Genomic DNA, 14,013 nt, shown 5'->3' on the forward strand with positions numbered 1-14,013 from the left:
GCTGGATCGCCACCCGAATGCGGAAGGCTCCGCAGCAGCGCCCCTGGCGGGCTGAGACGAAGCGCTGCGGGCCCCTTGAGATGACGGCGGAGTCCGCATGCCTGCGCGCCGGGTTCCGGCCGGGCCATCAATCCACGGCCAGGCCGCGCGCCACCCACCAGGCCAGGGCGAACATCGTGGCGCCCGTCACCGTGTCCAGCACCCGCCAGGCGAGCGGATGGGCGAACACGTTCTGCAACCGCCGTCCCGCAAAGGCCAGCAGCAGGAACCACAGCAGGCTGGCGCAGGCGGCCCCCACCACGAAGACCCACTTCAGGCCGCCGTCCTGCCGGGCACCAATGGAGCCAATCAGCACTACGGTATCCAGGTAGACGTGCGGGTTCAGCAGCGTGATGACCGCCAGTGCCCCGAGCACGCCCAGCACGCCGCGTTCGGCCCGCCCCGTCACGGCCAGTCCGCCCTGCGGCGCAAAGAAAGCCCGGTGCCACGCCAGGCTGCCATAGCCGACGAGGAAGACTACGCCGCCCAGCGTCAGGTAATACGCCAGCGCTGGTGAGCGGCCCAGCAGCTGCGCCATGCCCGCCACACCCACCGCCACCAGCAGAGCGTCGCTCGCCACGCACCAGGCAACACAGGCGCGCACATGGCGGCCCTGAACTGCCTGGCGCAGCACGTAGAGGTTCTGAGCGCCGATGGAGACGATCAGCGTGAGGCACACCGTGAAACCGGCAAGCCACGAAGCCGATGCCGATGCGGCCGAAAAAGGAAATTGGTCAACAGTCCACATGGCGCCATTGTCCAAACGGCGGCGGTTTAAGTAAACTTAAACTCCCTAACCTGTGTGAAGCAAAACTAATGCTGGACTATGCTGGACTGGAGGCCTTGGCCGCCGTGGTGCGCGAAGGCAGTTTCGAGCGCGCTGCTCACAAGCTACACGTCACGCCCTCTGCTATCTCGCAGCGCGTCAAGCAGCTGGAAGAGCGCGTGGGCCAGGTGCTGGTACTGCGCGGCACACCCTGCACCGGCACCGACGCGGGCCGGCGCCTGTGCCTGCATGTGGAACAGGTGGCGCTGCTGGAAAACGAATTGCGCCGCGCCAACCCCGCCCTGATGCCCGACACGCAGGCGCCGGCACCGGCCGTGAAGCTGGCTGTGAACGCCGACTCGCTCTCGACCTGGTTCATGGACGCCATGACCGCCTTCACCGCTGGCGGCAACGAAGTGCTCGACATCCGCATCGACGATCAGGAGCACACCGCGCAACGGCTGCGCGAAGGCGAGGTGCTGGCCGCCGTCACCGCTACTGGCACGCCCATCGCCGGCTGCAACACCTGGCCGCTGGGCACCATGCGCTACGTGGCCGCCGCCAGCCCCGGTTTTGTCGCACGCCATTTCTCGGGCGGCCTTGCGCCTCAGGCCTTGGCCCAGGCGCTGTCGAACGCACCCCTGATGGCCTTCGACCGCAAAGACCGGCTGCAGGACCAATGGATGCAGATGCACGGCCTGACCACATCGCGAAGGCACCCGCCGCGCCACTTCCTGCCGAGCAATTTCGCCTACGTGCGCGCCTGCGAAAACGGCATGGGCTGGGGCATGCACCCCACCGTGCTGATCGAAACGCAACTGGCCCACGGCGTTCTGGTGGATTTCGCTCCCGGTATGACGATGGACGTGCCCATGTACTGGGCACACCCTCGCAGTGCGCAGGCGGGTCTGGAACGGCTCACTGGCTGCGTCGTGGCTGCGGCGCGCCGCTGGCTGCAGGGCGACACCTGACGCCGCCCTTTGCTATCTCTTATATAGCTGCCATCGCTTATCCAACAAGCGCTAGAGGCCATTTTCATCATGAACTGGCGGCATCTGGCAGACCGGGATGCCATCGCACGGGCTGCTCAGCGCCGCCTGCAGTGCGCACTGCGACCGGCGCCACCAGGTCAGCCAGCGTCACCGCGTCCAGCGCGGCAAGGTAGCGCTGCGTCGCCTCGGCCAACACGCCCTGCAGGCGGCAATGGCGCGTCAGGCGGCACTGGTTCACGGCAGGGTCGAAGCACTCCACCATGTCGAAATCGGTTTCCGTGGCGCGCACCACGGCGCCCAGATAGATGTCGCTGGCCGGCTTCATCAGGCGCATGCCGCCACCGCGCCCGCGTGTGGTCTCCAGCAGGCCGCTGGCAGCTAGCTCCTGCACGATCTTGGTCAGGTGGCTGCGCGAGATGCCGTGCTGCTCGGCTACTTCGCTGATGGTTACCGGCAAGGCCCGGCCTTGCGTGGCAGCGCAATACATCAGCACGCGCAGGGTGTAGTCGGTCCACTGGGTCAGGCGCATGGTTTGTCTTGGATCAAAGGAACGGTTGCCCGCGTTTAAAGATTCATTCTTAGTGAATCTTAAAGAATAGACTGCTCACGTCACCACAGAATCTTTCAGGAGCCATGCCATGAACGCTCGCTTGCCCGCTGCCGCCAACTCCACCCTCCTTGCCATCGACGCAGAGCAGCAAATTGGCCAGATCGCCGTTCAACTGCCCGGCTCCACCGCCGTCTTTCGCCGCCTGAAGCTGGACTTTTGCTGTGGCGGTCAGATCAGCCTGCGCCAAGCCACTGCCGACAAGGGGCTGGATCTGCAGGCGGTGCTGGACGAACTGGCCGCGCTGCAACGCCCATCGACGCTGCCGGACGCCGGCACGCCCACCGAGTTGATCGACCACATCCTCACCCGCTATCACGACGTGCATCGCGCGCAGTTGCCCGAGCTGATCCGCATGGCGCGCCGCGTGGAGGCCGTGCACCGCGACCACCCCGACGTGCCCGCAGGGCTGGCCGATGCGCTGGACGCGATGCACGCAGAACTGCTATCACACATGCGCAAGGAAGAGTTGATGCTGTTTCCACTGCTCAAGGCCGGGGGCCACCCCCTGGCGGGCCAGCCCATCGGCGTGATGCGCGAAGAGCACACCGACCACGGCGAAGCCCTGGACCGCCTGGCCGCACTGACCCACGACGCCACGCCTCCGCAGGGCGCCTGCAACACCTGGCGCGCGCTGTATGCCGGCATTGCCCAGCTGAGCGACGACCTTATCAACCACATCCACCTGGAAAACAACGTGCTGTTCCCACAGTTCGAGACGGCGGCAGACGCCGCCCAGGGTTGCGGCTCTAGCGGCTGCGCCTGCGGTTGACGCGCCGGCGTTCTCAGCGGCGCTTCGCAGCGCCCGCCGAGGGCTGCGTGCGGCCCGCGCTGTGCGCCGCGCGCAGCGGCACCAGCAGATCCGACAGCCCGTTGTGGTCGATCTCTTGCATCAGCGCCAGCAGGCGGCCGATGTCGCCGGGCGGAAAGCCCTCGCGCGCAAACCAGTTCAGGTAGTTGCCCGGCAGGTCGGCAATCGCCGTGCCCTTGTGCTTGCCGAACGGCATGACGACGGTGACCAGGCGTTCGAGCTGTTCCGTGTTCATCAGCGGGCCACCTGCCGTCAGCCGCCCGACCGCTTGACCGTGTGGCCCAGCGACTTCAGCGACTGCATTACGCGCTCCACATGGTCGCCCTGCACCTCGATCACGCCGTCCTTGACGGTGCCGCCCGTGCCGCAAGCGGCCTTCAGCTGCTTGCCCAGCTGAGCCAGTTCTGCCGCCGGCAGCGCCGCGCCCTTGACCAGCGTCACCGCCTTGCCGCCCCGGCCCTTGGTTTCACGCGACACCCGCACGATGCCGTCGCCGGCCAGCAGCGCCGCCGCCGCGCGGTCTGCGGCGCAGCTGCACTGGGCAGCCGGCTTGCGGCAGTCGGGGCACATGCGCCCGGCGTCGGTGGAATAGACCAGCCTGCCCAGATCGCTCAAAGGCATGGCGGGCTCCGGTGGAAGATGGCGGCAAGGGTCTGCATGGGGCGCGGTGACGGGGTTGCGGGAATGGCTCGATTATCCCGGCGCCCGGTGCGTGCCGCACAATCGCGCCTTTGCTTTTGCCACCGCGCCGCGCGCGCCAACCGCTTTCCGCCATGCCCTTTGCCGCCCTCGGCCTCTCGCCCGCCCTCGTTCACGCCGCCAACGCCCTGGGCTTCACCACGCCCACGCCGATCCAGACCGCGGCCATTCCAGCCGTGCTGGAGGGCCGCGACTTGCTGGGTTGCGCGCAGACGGGCTCCGGCAAGACGGCGGCCTTCGGCCTGCCGCTGCTGCAGCAGATCCTGCCCCACGCGCAGGTGGCCGGCCCCGGCGATGGCCCCCGCCGCGCTCGCGCCCTGGTGCTGGTGCCCACGCGCGAATTGGCCGTGCAGGTGGGTGAGGTGCTGCGCGACCTGGCCCGCCATCTGCAGGCCGAACGGCTGAAAGTGGCCGTCGCCTTCGGCGGTGTATCGATCAACCCGCAGATGATGGCGCTGCGTGGCGGTGCCGACGTCATCGTCGCCACGCCCGGGCGGCTGCTGGATCTGGTGGACCACAACGCACTCTCGCTGGCGCAGGTGCAGACGCTGGTGCTGGACGAAGCCGACCGGCTGCTGGACCTAGGCTTCGCGGAAGAACTGGCCCGCGTGCTGGCCCTGCTGCCTACCAAACGCCAGAACCTGCTTTTCTCCGCCACCTTCCCCCAGGAGGTGGAGCACCTGGCCGAAGGCCTGCTGCAAGACCCACTGCGCGTCGAAGTGCCGCACGAGGCCGGCACCACGCCCGACATCGCCCAGCGCGCCATTGCGGTCGAAGACAAGCGCCGCACGCAGTTGCTCAAGCATCTGGTGAAAGAAGCCGGCTGGAGCCGGGTGCTGGTGTTCGTGGCCACGCAGTACGCAGCCGAACATGTGGCCGAAAAGCTCTACAAGGCCGGCGTTTTCGCTTCGCCCTTCCACGGCGGCCTGAGCCAGGGCGCGCGCCGCCAGGTGCTGCAGGAGTTCAAGGACGAGCGCTGGCAAGTGGTGGTGACCACCGATCTGGCCTCGCGCGGTATCGACATCGCCGACTTGCCTGCCGTGGTGAACTACGACCTGCCCCGCGCCGCAGCCGACTACGTGCACCGCATCGGCCGCACCGGCCGGGCCGGCGCCAGCGGGGCGGCGGTGACCTTCATCACGCCCGAGGCGCACGCGCACTGGCAACTGATCGCGCGGCGGCAAGGCTTGTCGTTGCCCATCGAGCAGATCGCCGGTTTTGAAACCGTGCTGCCTGCATTGCAGGCGGCTGCTCCGGTTGCGTCGGCTGATGGAGAAACCCCACCGGACACCGCAGCCGTGGTGCCGCAGCGGCCTGGCAAGAACCCACCTGGCACTGGCGGCATCAAGGGATCGCGGCCGAGCAAGAAGGACAAGCTGCGGGCGGCTGCTGCCGCGGCGCAGGCGCGAGCCGAAGACGGCCCGGCTGATGGATCAGGAAGCTGACAGCTGACGGCGGAGAGCGCAGCTCAGTCGCCGTCGCCACTGTCGCCACCCTCACCCCCCGCGGCTCCGTCACCATCGCTGTCGTCTTCTTCGTGTTGCGCGCCGCCTGAAGACGCGCGCTTGCGGGGCTCGCCTTCACCCGGTTTGGCGACGATCTCGACATAGAACTGCGCAGCGCCCGATTCAGCAACGCCGTCGATCAAGCCCTTGATGTCTTCTTCGTACACGCTGGTGGCGTCGTCTTGCGTGGTGCCGAAGCGGCAGTCGAAGTCCCAGAAACGGGCGCCTTCGGGCAGGCTGCGGCGGCGTTCGCGGCGCAGGTAGCGGTGGATGTCATGGCGTGCCGCGTCCAGAAGCCGGTCGCGGTTCTTGCCTTCGATGTGGAGCTGAAAAGTCTTTCGCATGCCGGATCGTAACCCGGCACGCACCACTCGATACTATTATTTTTATAGCATTTAGCGCTTGATCAGCGGGCGCTGGAGGGCATTTTCATGCCCAAAACCGGTCTGACCGCTGCCCCACGCACCGCTACACGCGTGCCGGCGCCGGGTAGGCCGGGTCGGTGTAGCCCGGGGTGGACGGGTGGCCGGGCGCCACCAGCGAATCCACCAGTGCCTCGTCTTCCGGCGTGACGGTGTAGCCCAGCGCGGGGGCGTAGTCCTGCCACTGCTGCAGCGTGCGCGGGCCGGCGATGACCGAGCTGACCGCACGGTGCGCCAGCACCCAGGCGGTGGCGAATTGCGCCAGCGTCACGCCGCGTGCTTCGGCATGCTGCTTGAGCTGCTGGGCCAGCACCAGTGATTCATTGCGGAATTCCGTTTCCGCCATGCGCTTGTCGCCGCGTCCGGCGCGCGTGCCTTCCTGCGGCGCCTGGCCCGGCAGGTACTTGCCGGTGAGCACGCCGCGCGCAACGGGGCTGTATGGCGTCACGCCAATGCCGTAGTGCTGGCAGGCGGGGAGGATCTCGACCTCGGGCATGCGGTTGAGCAGGTTGTAGTACGGCTGGCACACCACCGGGCCGGGCATGCCCAGCTGGCGTGCGCCGTGCACCAGCTCGGCGATGCGCCAGGCGCGAAAGTTGGACACGCCCCAGTAGCGGATCTTGCCGGCGCGTAGCAGCGCCTCGAGCGCGAACAGCGCCTCCTGCAGGTCCATGCCGGGGTAGTCCCGGTGCAGATACAGCACGTCGACATGATCTGTGCGCAGGCGCTCCAGGCTGCAGTCCACCTCGCGCAGCATCCAGCTGCGCGAGTAATGGCCTTCATTCACCGCGTCGGACATGCGGTTGCCCAACTTGGTGGCCAGCACCCATTCGTGGCGCTGGCCCTGCAGCAGCTGGCCCACCATGGTCTCCGACGCGCCCTTGGTGTACACGTCGGCCGTGTCGATGTAGTTGATGCCCCGGTGCCGCGCGTCGGACACGATGGCTGTGGCATCTGCACGGCTGGTCTGGTCACCGAACATCATGGTGCCCAAGCACAGGGCCGACACCTTCAAGTTGCTTTTGCCCAAATGGCGGTACTGCATGGAATCCAAGCCTTTCAACGCGCGCTGAAGCGCCAAGTTCAGTTCAGTTCAGTTCAGTAGTGCGGGGGCAACTCGTCGCGCAGGTTGCGCGCGTCAGCGCCGCCGCCCGCTTCGGGCATCTGCTGGCGCAGCAGCGCCACGGTGCGCGCCAGCGCATCGATCTCCTGCTGCTGGCGGTAGATGGTGAGATTGAGTTGGTCGAGCAGATCTTCGGTGTAGCTGGCCTTGATCTCCAGATCATCCAGGCGCTGCTCGGTGGGGTGAGGTGCGGACATGGGCGTATTGGAACGCATCCGGGCGCCCCTGCTCCAGGGCGGGAGGAAAGCAAAAGCAAAAGGGCGCCCGTGGCGCCCTTGAATTGCTCACCCCAACGGGTGGGGGGCCGTCAGCCCACGACTGCCTGGCCCAGCCGCGCCACGCCGTCGCGGATTTTCTGCACGTCGGCCGTGGCAAACGACAGGCGCAGCGTGGCGTGGTCGGGCTGCGCGCAGAAGAACGGTGTGCCGGGCACGAAGGCCACGCCCTTGTCGATGGCTCGCTTTGCCAGCACGTTGCCGTCGGCAACCTTGCCGCCGGCACCCGTCAGCCGCGCCCAGAAGAACAGGCCGCCGCGTGGCTGCACGAAGGTGATGGCGTCGCCCAGTTCGGTGCGCAGCGCATCGCCCATAGCCTGCGCGCGCTCGGCATACACACCGCGCACCTGTTCCAGCGTGGCCGGCATGCGGCCGGCCTTCAGGTACTGCGCGGCGGTGGCCTGCGCAAAGGTGCTGGTGTGCGCGTCGCTGAACTGCTTGCACATGGTGGCCTTGGCCAGCAGTTCGGGCGGCGCAATCATCCAGCCCACCCGCAGGCCGGGCGACAGCACCTTGCTCAAAGACCCGCAGTGCACCAACAGGTCGCGGCTGCCCGGCACGCTGGCCGACAGGTTCAGCAGGCTGGCAGGCGGCGCTTCGCCAAAGTACAGGTCGCCGTACGGGTCGTCTTCCACCACCAGCGTCTGGTGGCGCACGGCCATCTCCAGCACCTGGCGGCGGCGCTCCAGGCTCAGCGTGGCACCGCTGGGGTTGCCGAAGGTGGGAATGAGGTAGACGAACTTCGGCTGGTGCTCGGCAATCAGCCGCTCCAGCTCGTCCGTCTTCACGCCATCGGCATCGATGGGCGCGCTGATGAGCTCGGCGCCGTACAGGCGAAAGCACTGGATGGTGGCGAGGAAGGTGGGCCCTTCCACGATCACCTTGTCGCCGGGGCTGATGAGCGTCTTGCCCAGCAGATCCAGCGCCTGCTGGCTGCCGGTGGTGACGATGAGGTTTTCGGGCGCCACATCCGTCGCGCCCTTGGCGGCCATCAGCGCGGCCAGTTGTTCGCGCAGCGGGTTGTAGCCTTCGGTGGCGCCGTACTGCAGGGCCGCTCCAGGCTCCTCGTCCAACGCCTTGGCGCTGGCGGCGCGCAGGCCTTCCACGTCGAACATGGCGCTGTCTGGAAAGCCGCCCGCAAAGCTGATGATGCCGGGCTTGCCCAGCAGCTTGAAGAGTTCGCGGATGGCGGAGGTTTCTACGTTGTTGAGGCGGTCGGCGAATTGCATGACAAGGAACGCGCAGCGGTCAGTGGAAAGCGCCATTGTCGCGCCATCCGGGAGCATTGCCGTCCGAGCACCGGGCGCTCAAAACCTGCGGGGCGCCGACTGCGTAACGGCGCAGGAAGTCCATCAAGTGGCCGTTGAACTCGTCGGCCTTCTCGAAATACGCGGAATGGCCGGCCTGGTCGATCACGCGCACCTCGCTGTGCGCAATGTGCCGGGCGAATTCATGCACCACGTCCACGGGCACCAGCGGGTCCTCGCTGCCGACGATCAGCAGCGTGGGGCAGGCCACGTCGCGCAGCCGGTCCATGGGCAGCAGGTTGTGCGGTGCCATCAGGCCTGACACGGCAGCGCCCCAGCCCTCGCTGGTGAAGGCGTAGGCACTGGGGTTGAAGTGGTTGATCTGCGCGTAGAGCGCCGCGCGTTCGGGGTGGTTCTGCAGAAACCAGCGGCCCAGCGACCGCTCCTCCACCGTCAGCGCCTGCGCGGCTACCGCACGCCGTGCCATCGCGTCGATCAGCGCGGGATGGTCCACCGCCAGCGACGTGTCGCAGGCCACGAAGGTCGACACGCGCCCGGGGTGCTGCAGCGCCATGCGCAGGCCGATCATGCCGCCCAGCGACTGCCCCACCAGCGCCACGCGGTCGATGCGTTCGGCGTCCAGAACGGCCAGTACATCGTCCACGAACAGCGCCAGGTCGAACTCTTCCAGCGGTGCGACGGATCGCCCGAAGCAGCGCGTGTCGATGGTGATGCAGGTGAATTCGCGGGAGACGGTTGGCAGCTGCTGCCACCAGGTCGCTGCATTGGAGCCGGCGCCATGGCAGAACAGCACGGCCGGGCCCTGTCCGTGGCGTTCGTAGTAGATGTCGCGGCCGTGCGATGGAGCGAAGGGCATGACTTGTTCAGAAAAAAGTGGGGAAGAAGAAAGAACCTTCAGTTCGCCTTCAGCTTGAGGCTGCGGGTGAGCTGGCCCCACCGGTCCACGTCCTGGCGCACCAGATCGCTGAACTGCACCGGTGTCATGGTCATCGGCGTCATGCCGTCGGATTCGAGCCGATTGCGCAGCGCGGCGTTCGACAGGCTGGTGCTCAAGGCGGCATTGAGCTTTTGCACGATGGCGTCGGGTGTGCCCCGCGGAGCCGACAGGCCCACCCACGAGCTGACGGTCATTTGCGGGTAGCCCAGCTCCTCGAACGTGGGCACGTCGGGGTAGCTGGCGTTGCGGCTGCGGGTAGAGATGGCCAGCAGCTTCAGCTTGCCGGCCTTCACATGCGGAATGGCCGTGTTGGGCGGCACCACGATGACCGAGACCACGCCGCTCAGCACGTCCTGCAGCGCGGGTGCGCCGCCCTTGTACGGCACGTGGGTCAGGGTGATGTTGGCGCTGCGCTGCAAAAGCTCGACCAGCAGGTGCCCGGTGCTGCCGGCGCCCGAGCTGGCGTAATCGATGCGGCCGGGCTCGCGCCGGGCCTTGGCGATGAGGTCGGGCACGGACGCGATACCCGAATCGCTGCGCACCACCAGCCACTGCGCGGCCGCGCCGATGGTGCCGATGTGGGCGAAGTCCGTGGCGATGTCGACGGGAACGTTGTCGAACAGGCCGGCCGAAATGGTGTTGACCATGCCGGTCATCGTGAGCGTGTAGCCATCCGGCGCGGCCTTGGCGCCCGCCTGCGCGCCGACGATGTTGCCGGCGCTGGGCTTGTTCTCGATCACCACGGGCTGCTTGAGCACCAGGGACAGCTCCTGCGCCAGCGGGCGCATCGTCGCGTCATAGGCGCCGCCCGGTGGCGCGGGCACGATCACGCGGATGGGCCTGTCGGGCCAGTCCGCAGGCTGCGCAGCCACAGGCCCGGCCATGGCGGCCCATGCGGCCAGCGCCGTGCAGGCAATCGCCCGGCTGGCCGTGCGTCGGTCAAGGAATGTCATGGCTTGTCTCCGTTCAGATTTTTATGGTGCCGCTGCGTTGGGCAAGCGGTCGGCGCCCAGGGGTCAGCCGGTGCGCTGAGTGCATCTTCGTTGCTGCACCGGCAGGTCAGGAAATTACATTTGAGGGCACGTCATTAGAAGGACTAATAGCATGACCCTCACCGCCACTACGCTGCTCAATCGCCTGCTGGCCCGGGGCAAGTTCCGGCACCTGCAGATCCTGCTGCGGCTGGCCGAAGTGGGCAGCGTGCAGCGCACGGCCGACGCCATCGGCGTGACGCAGTCATCCGTCACCCAGACGCTGGCCTATCTGGAGGCACTGCTGGAAACGCCGCTGTTCCATCGCCATGCCAAGGGCGTGCACCCCACCGATGCCTGCCGCGACCTGCTGCCGCTGGCGCGGCAGGTGCTGCTGGGCATTCAGGACACGGCCCAGGCTGTGGAGGCGCGCCATCGCCAGGGCGAAGGCCAGGTGCGGCTGCTGGCGTCAATCTCTGCCACCCACGGGCTGCTGATCGACCACCTGGCGGAGTTTCATCAGCGCTGGCCCGGCATTCAGGTGCACTTGCGCGAAGCCGAGGGTGACGAGCAGCTGCTGGCGCTGGCGCGTGGCGAGGTCGATCTGATCGCCTGCCGGCAACCGGCGGTGACACCCGAGCGATGGACTTTCCACCCGCTGCTGGCCGATCGCTTTGCCATCGTCTGCCGTCGGCAGCACCCGCTGGCGCCCGCCGGCAGTGCCAACGCCGCAGACCTGCAGGGCGCGCAATGGATGGCGTTGCCCACGGGGTCCGCGGCCCGCGAGCGGCTGGACGACATCGCCGCGCGATGCACCGCACCGCTGAAGCTGCACCCGCTCATCACCCGCACGCCCACCATGATGTGGTGGCTGCTGCTGGAACACGACCTGCTGGCCGTGCTGCCGCTGACCCTGGTGTCGCCGTTGATGAAGACGGGGCAGGTGGTGGAGCTGCGCGTGGCGGGCGAATACCCCATGCAGCCGCTGGGCCTGCTGCAGCCCGCATCGCACGCGGCGCCTGCGGCCCAGCAGCTCAGCGACTTCCTGCGCGGGCAGTTCGCACCGCTGGCTTGAGCGCCTTCGCCAGCGTGCGGGACAATGCCGCACCCGGGCCCCACGACACCCGCCGTTGACTGCAGCCGAATCACTTTTCCCCGATGAAAACCGCGCACATCGAACCCTTTTTCGCCGCCCTGAAGGCCGCCAACCCGATGCCCAACACCGAGCTGGAATACACCACCGTGTTCGAGCTGCTGGCCGCCGTGCTGCTGTCGGCCCAGGCCACCGACGTGGGCGTGAACAAGGCCACGCGGCGGCTGTTTCCGGTGGCGAACACGCCGCAGGCGATCCTGGACTTGGGGCTGGAAGGGTTGGAGGGCTACATCAAGACGATTGGCCTCTTTCGCAGCAAGGCGCGCCATCTGATGGAAGCCTGCCGCCTGCTGGTGGAGCACCACGGCGGCGTGGTGCCGCGCACGCGTGAAGAACTGGAGGCGCTACCCGGCGTGGGCCGCAAGACGGCCAACGTGGTGCTGAACGTGGCCTTCGGGCAGCCCACCATGGCGGTGGACACGCACATCTTTCGCGTCAGCAACCGCACGGGCCTGGCGCCCGGCAAGACGCCGTTGGCGGTTGAATTGCAATTGCTCAAACGCGTGCCGGCTGCCTATGCAGTGGACTCGCACCACTGGCTGATCTTGCTGGGCCGCTACGTCTGCCAGGCGCGCAAGCCGCGCTGCTGGGAATGCGTGGTGGCGCCCTGGTGCGACTACCGGCCCAAGACGCCTGCGCCCTGACAGCGCTGTGCAGGGCCGGCCTGCAAGGTGAACTTCAAGCCTTTTAGGCCTCTAGCGCTTGATGGATAAGCGCAAGCAGCTATTAAAATAATAGCAACTAGCGCAATGACTGCCTCAGGCCCGCAGCTCGCGCATCAGCTTGCCCAGATCCAGGCCCTTGGCCTTGTCCTGGATCTGCGGCGCATAGCGTTGCTGCAGGCCCTTGGCTTCGTCCACCGTGCGCGAGAACGACGACTTCAGCGCATCGCCGCTCAGCGTACGCCCGCCCGCGTAGTACCGCTGCGCCACCTTACCCAGCGCATACGTGCTGGCGAACGAAAACGCCGAGCCCGTGGCAGCGCTGCCCACCGCACGGCCCATGCCACCCATCACCTTGCCCAGCAGCCCGCCGACGAGCTTGCGGCCGAACTGCTCGACGTACTGCGACGTCAGGCCCACGCCGACCGTGGCCAGAAAGTCGGTGATGTGGCGCTTGTCTAGCTCGTAGCCGTAGACCTTGCCGACGCGGTAGACCAGCCGCGTCTGCAGCGGAATGATGGCCATGGAGGCCAGCGATTGCGGCAGCAGCTCCAGCGCCCCGTTGAGGATGGACGCGTTGAGGATCATCGAATCGATCTCGGCGTCGCTGACCGATGCGGCGTTGATGGTCGGCGCGCCCGCGGCAGCTGGGGCGGCGGCGACCGCTGTCACTGCGGCCGCGGCCCCAGCGGCGGCTGCGGCAGGCGCCCTGCCCCACGCCTCGGCCTCGACCGGCTCGGCGCGCAGCGGCGCACTGGCCAGCGCATCGGCCTGGCTGACCACCTCGCGCGCCTGGTCGGCAGGCACCTGCAAGGCCGTTGCCAGCTTCTGCAAGAACGCCTTTTCCGTGTCGTTACACACGCCGTCGGCATCGCACACGCCCACGGCCATCTCGTAGGCCAGCTGACGCAGCTCGGCGGTGTCCAGCGCGGCGGTGGCGTCCTCCAGGCGCACGCGCTTGAGCAGCACGTCCTGGTAGAGCTTCATCAGATCCAGGCCGCTGCCGGCGCTGAGCGACTCGGCCATCTCGCGCAGGTGGTCGCGCTCGCGCTCGTCCTTGTGTTCGTCGGCAAAGGCGGCCATCAGGCTGATGGCCATGACGGCGCGGGTATGTTCTGGCTGCATGTGCAAAGGCTCTCGTAGTAGGAAGGGAGGCCGCAGGACGCGAATGCGCCCACGGCAGAACCCTGCGCTTTAAGCGTTGTTATGCAGGGGCGACGAACCCGGCCGACCGCGCTGGAGCCACAGGTAATGGACGCGCGCGGCAGCCGTGAAGGCTTGCAGATGAGCGCTGGTCGCGGTTTTTCAACCGGCTGCGCGCTGGCCGGACGATTTCAAGAGATACGACAACCGGCAGCCCGAATGCGGGCCGCTTGCGAATCAGGCCTTGGGCGGGGCAAGCGTCGGTGCGGCGGGCGACACGGGTGGCAATTCGTCAGGCAGCAGGCAGGCCTCGGCCACCTGCAGATTGTTGTCCCGCGCAAAGTTGATGACGAAGTCCCAGGCCATGGGTTCGTGGCCCTGCAGGTCGCGGTGCACGACCACGCACTTGACGCCGTCGAGGGTGGTGGGCACGCACCAGGGCGAATAGCTGAGGTGGCTGCCAGGCCGCGCGCCGCCGGGGCGGAACTGGCTCATGACCCCTGCCAGACGCTCCGCCCAATCGCTGGGACGAAAGGTCTTCCCGTCTTGGGTGACGCCTTGTATGAAGACTTCTTTGGAGGAGGGAGAAACCATCGGGGTCGGAGTCGTTGGGGGCTCACGGCATAGGGTTGCCGACAAT

Annotated in this window: 17 protein-coding genes; 5 read left to right on the plus strand and 12 right to left on the minus strand. The window is 67.4% G+C overall.

Features of this window, described 5'->3' with window-relative positions:
- Window positions 1-127 precede the first annotated feature (127 nt).
- The gene (locus RQI28_RS11155; RefSeq protein ID WP_311222669.1) at window positions 128-787 is read right to left on the minus strand and encodes a LysE family transporter; all 660 of its coding nucleotides are present in this window, start codon (window positions 785-787) and stop codon (window positions 128-130) included.
- A 68-nt stretch (window positions 788-855) separates the two neighbouring features.
- On the opposite strand from RQI28_RS11155, the gene RQI28_RS11160 reads away from it, so the two are divergent.
- Window positions 856-1,776 (plus strand): HTH-type transcriptional regulator ArgP, encoded by a 921-nt coding sequence (locus RQI28_RS11160; RefSeq protein ID WP_311222670.1) that lies wholly within the window; start codon window positions 856-858, stop codon window positions 1,774-1,776.
- Between the two features lie 67 nt (window positions 1,777-1,843).
- On the opposite strand, the gene RQI28_RS11165 is transcribed toward RQI28_RS11160, so the two are convergent.
- A complete protein-coding gene (locus RQI28_RS11165) occupies window positions 1,844-2,326 on the minus strand; it encodes an Rrf2 family transcriptional regulator (protein WP_311222671.1) in 483 nt (160 codons plus the stop codon).
- A gap of 109 nt (window positions 2,327-2,435) precedes the next feature.
- Here RQI28_RS11165 and ytfE point away from each other — a divergent pair, with 109 nt between their 5' ends.
- Window positions 2,436-3,176 carry an iron-sulfur cluster repair protein YtfE gene (ytfE, locus tag RQI28_RS11170; RefSeq protein ID WP_311222672.1) on the plus strand — a complete coding sequence of 247 codons (741 nt, stop codon included), beginning with the start codon at window positions 2,436-2,438 and terminating at the stop codon, window positions 3,174-3,176.
- Window positions 3,177-3,189: 13 nt separating this feature from the next.
- On the opposite strand, the gene RQI28_RS11175 is transcribed toward ytfE, so the two are convergent.
- Window positions 3,190-3,450, minus strand: a complete 261-nt coding sequence (locus RQI28_RS11175; protein WP_311222673.1) for a DUF3820 family protein — start codon at window positions 3,448-3,450, stop codon at window positions 3,190-3,192.
- Between the two features lie 17 nt (window positions 3,451-3,467).
- Window positions 3,468-3,836 carry a translation initiation factor Sui1 gene (locus RQI28_RS11180; protein ID WP_311222674.1) on the minus strand — a complete coding sequence of 123 codons (369 nt, stop codon included), beginning with the start codon at window positions 3,834-3,836 and terminating at the stop codon, window positions 3,468-3,470.
- A gap of 152 nt (window positions 3,837-3,988) precedes the next feature.
- Between RQI28_RS11180 and RQI28_RS11185 the strand changes: the two genes are divergently transcribed.
- The gene (locus tag RQI28_RS11185; protein ID WP_311222675.1) at window positions 3,989-5,359 is read left to right on the plus strand and encodes a DEAD/DEAH box helicase; all 1,371 of its coding nucleotides are present in this window, start codon (window positions 3,989-3,991) and stop codon (window positions 5,357-5,359) included.
- A 23-nt stretch (window positions 5,360-5,382) separates the two neighbouring features.
- Here RQI28_RS11185 and RQI28_RS11190 read toward each other — a convergent pair whose 3' ends face one another.
- The 6 genes from RQI28_RS11190 to RQI28_RS11215 all read right to left on the minus strand — a co-directional run bounded on the left by RQI28_RS11190 (window position 5,383) and on the right by RQI28_RS11215 (window position 10,397).
- Window positions 5,383-5,763, minus strand: a complete 381-nt coding sequence (locus RQI28_RS11190; protein ID WP_311222676.1) for a DUF6172 family protein — start codon at window positions 5,761-5,763, stop codon at window positions 5,383-5,385.
- Between the two features lie 124 nt (window positions 5,764-5,887).
- Window positions 5,888-6,886, minus strand: a complete 999-nt coding sequence (locus tag RQI28_RS11195; protein WP_311222677.1) for an aldo/keto reductase — start codon at window positions 6,884-6,886, stop codon at window positions 5,888-5,890.
- A gap of 53 nt (window positions 6,887-6,939) precedes the next feature.
- A complete protein-coding gene (locus RQI28_RS11200; RefSeq protein ID WP_311222678.1) occupies window positions 6,940-7,161 on the minus strand; it encodes a SlyX family protein in 222 nt (73 codons plus the stop codon).
- 110 nt (window positions 7,162-7,271) lie between these two features.
- Window positions 7,272-8,468, minus strand: coding sequence for a PLP-dependent aminotransferase family protein (locus RQI28_RS11205; RefSeq protein WP_311222679.1), 1,197 nt, complete (start codon window positions 8,466-8,468; stop codon window positions 7,272-7,274).
- 19 nt (window positions 8,469-8,487) lie between these two features.
- Window positions 8,488-9,363: an alpha/beta fold hydrolase gene (locus RQI28_RS11210; protein WP_311222680.1), complete on the minus strand. Its 876-nt coding sequence runs from the start codon at window positions 9,361-9,363 to the stop codon at window positions 8,488-8,490.
- Window positions 9,364-9,401: 38 nt separating this feature from the next.
- Window positions 9,402-10,397, minus strand: a complete 996-nt coding sequence (locus RQI28_RS11215; RefSeq protein WP_311222681.1) for a tripartite tricarboxylate transporter substrate binding protein — start codon at window positions 10,395-10,397, stop codon at window positions 9,402-9,404.
- Window positions 10,398-10,548: 151 nt separating this feature from the next.
- Here RQI28_RS11215 and RQI28_RS11220 point away from each other — a divergent pair, with 151 nt between their 5' ends.
- Both RQI28_RS11220 and nth read left to right on the plus strand, forming a co-directional pair.
- Complete coding sequence (locus RQI28_RS11220) at window positions 10,549-11,490, plus strand: LysR substrate-binding domain-containing protein (RefSeq protein ID WP_311222682.1); 942 nt, start codon at window positions 10,549-10,551, stop codon at window positions 11,488-11,490.
- Between the two features lie 83 nt (window positions 11,491-11,573).
- Window positions 11,574-12,212, plus strand: coding sequence for an endonuclease III (nth, locus tag RQI28_RS11225; RefSeq protein ID WP_311222683.1), 639 nt, complete (start codon window positions 11,574-11,576; stop codon window positions 12,210-12,212).
- Window positions 12,213-12,326: 114 nt separating this feature from the next.
- Here nth and RQI28_RS11230 read toward each other — a convergent pair whose 3' ends face one another.
- Together RQI28_RS11230 and RQI28_RS11235 are read right to left on the minus strand one after the other, a co-directional pair.
- Complete coding sequence (locus RQI28_RS11230; RefSeq protein WP_311222684.1) at window positions 12,327-13,355, minus strand: TerB family tellurite resistance protein; 1,029 nt, start codon at window positions 13,353-13,355, stop codon at window positions 12,327-12,329.
- Window positions 13,356-13,610: 255 nt separating this feature from the next.
- A complete protein-coding gene (locus tag RQI28_RS11235) occupies window positions 13,611-13,967 on the minus strand; it encodes a DUF3579 domain-containing protein (protein WP_311222685.1) in 357 nt (118 codons plus the stop codon).
- Window positions 13,968-14,013: the final 46 nt, after the last annotated feature.

Source organism: Acidovorax sp. WCS2018Noco2-16, from assembly GCF_031843945.1.
GTDB lineage: Bacteria > Pseudomonadota > Gammaproteobacteria > Burkholderiales > Burkholderiaceae_C > Paracidovorax.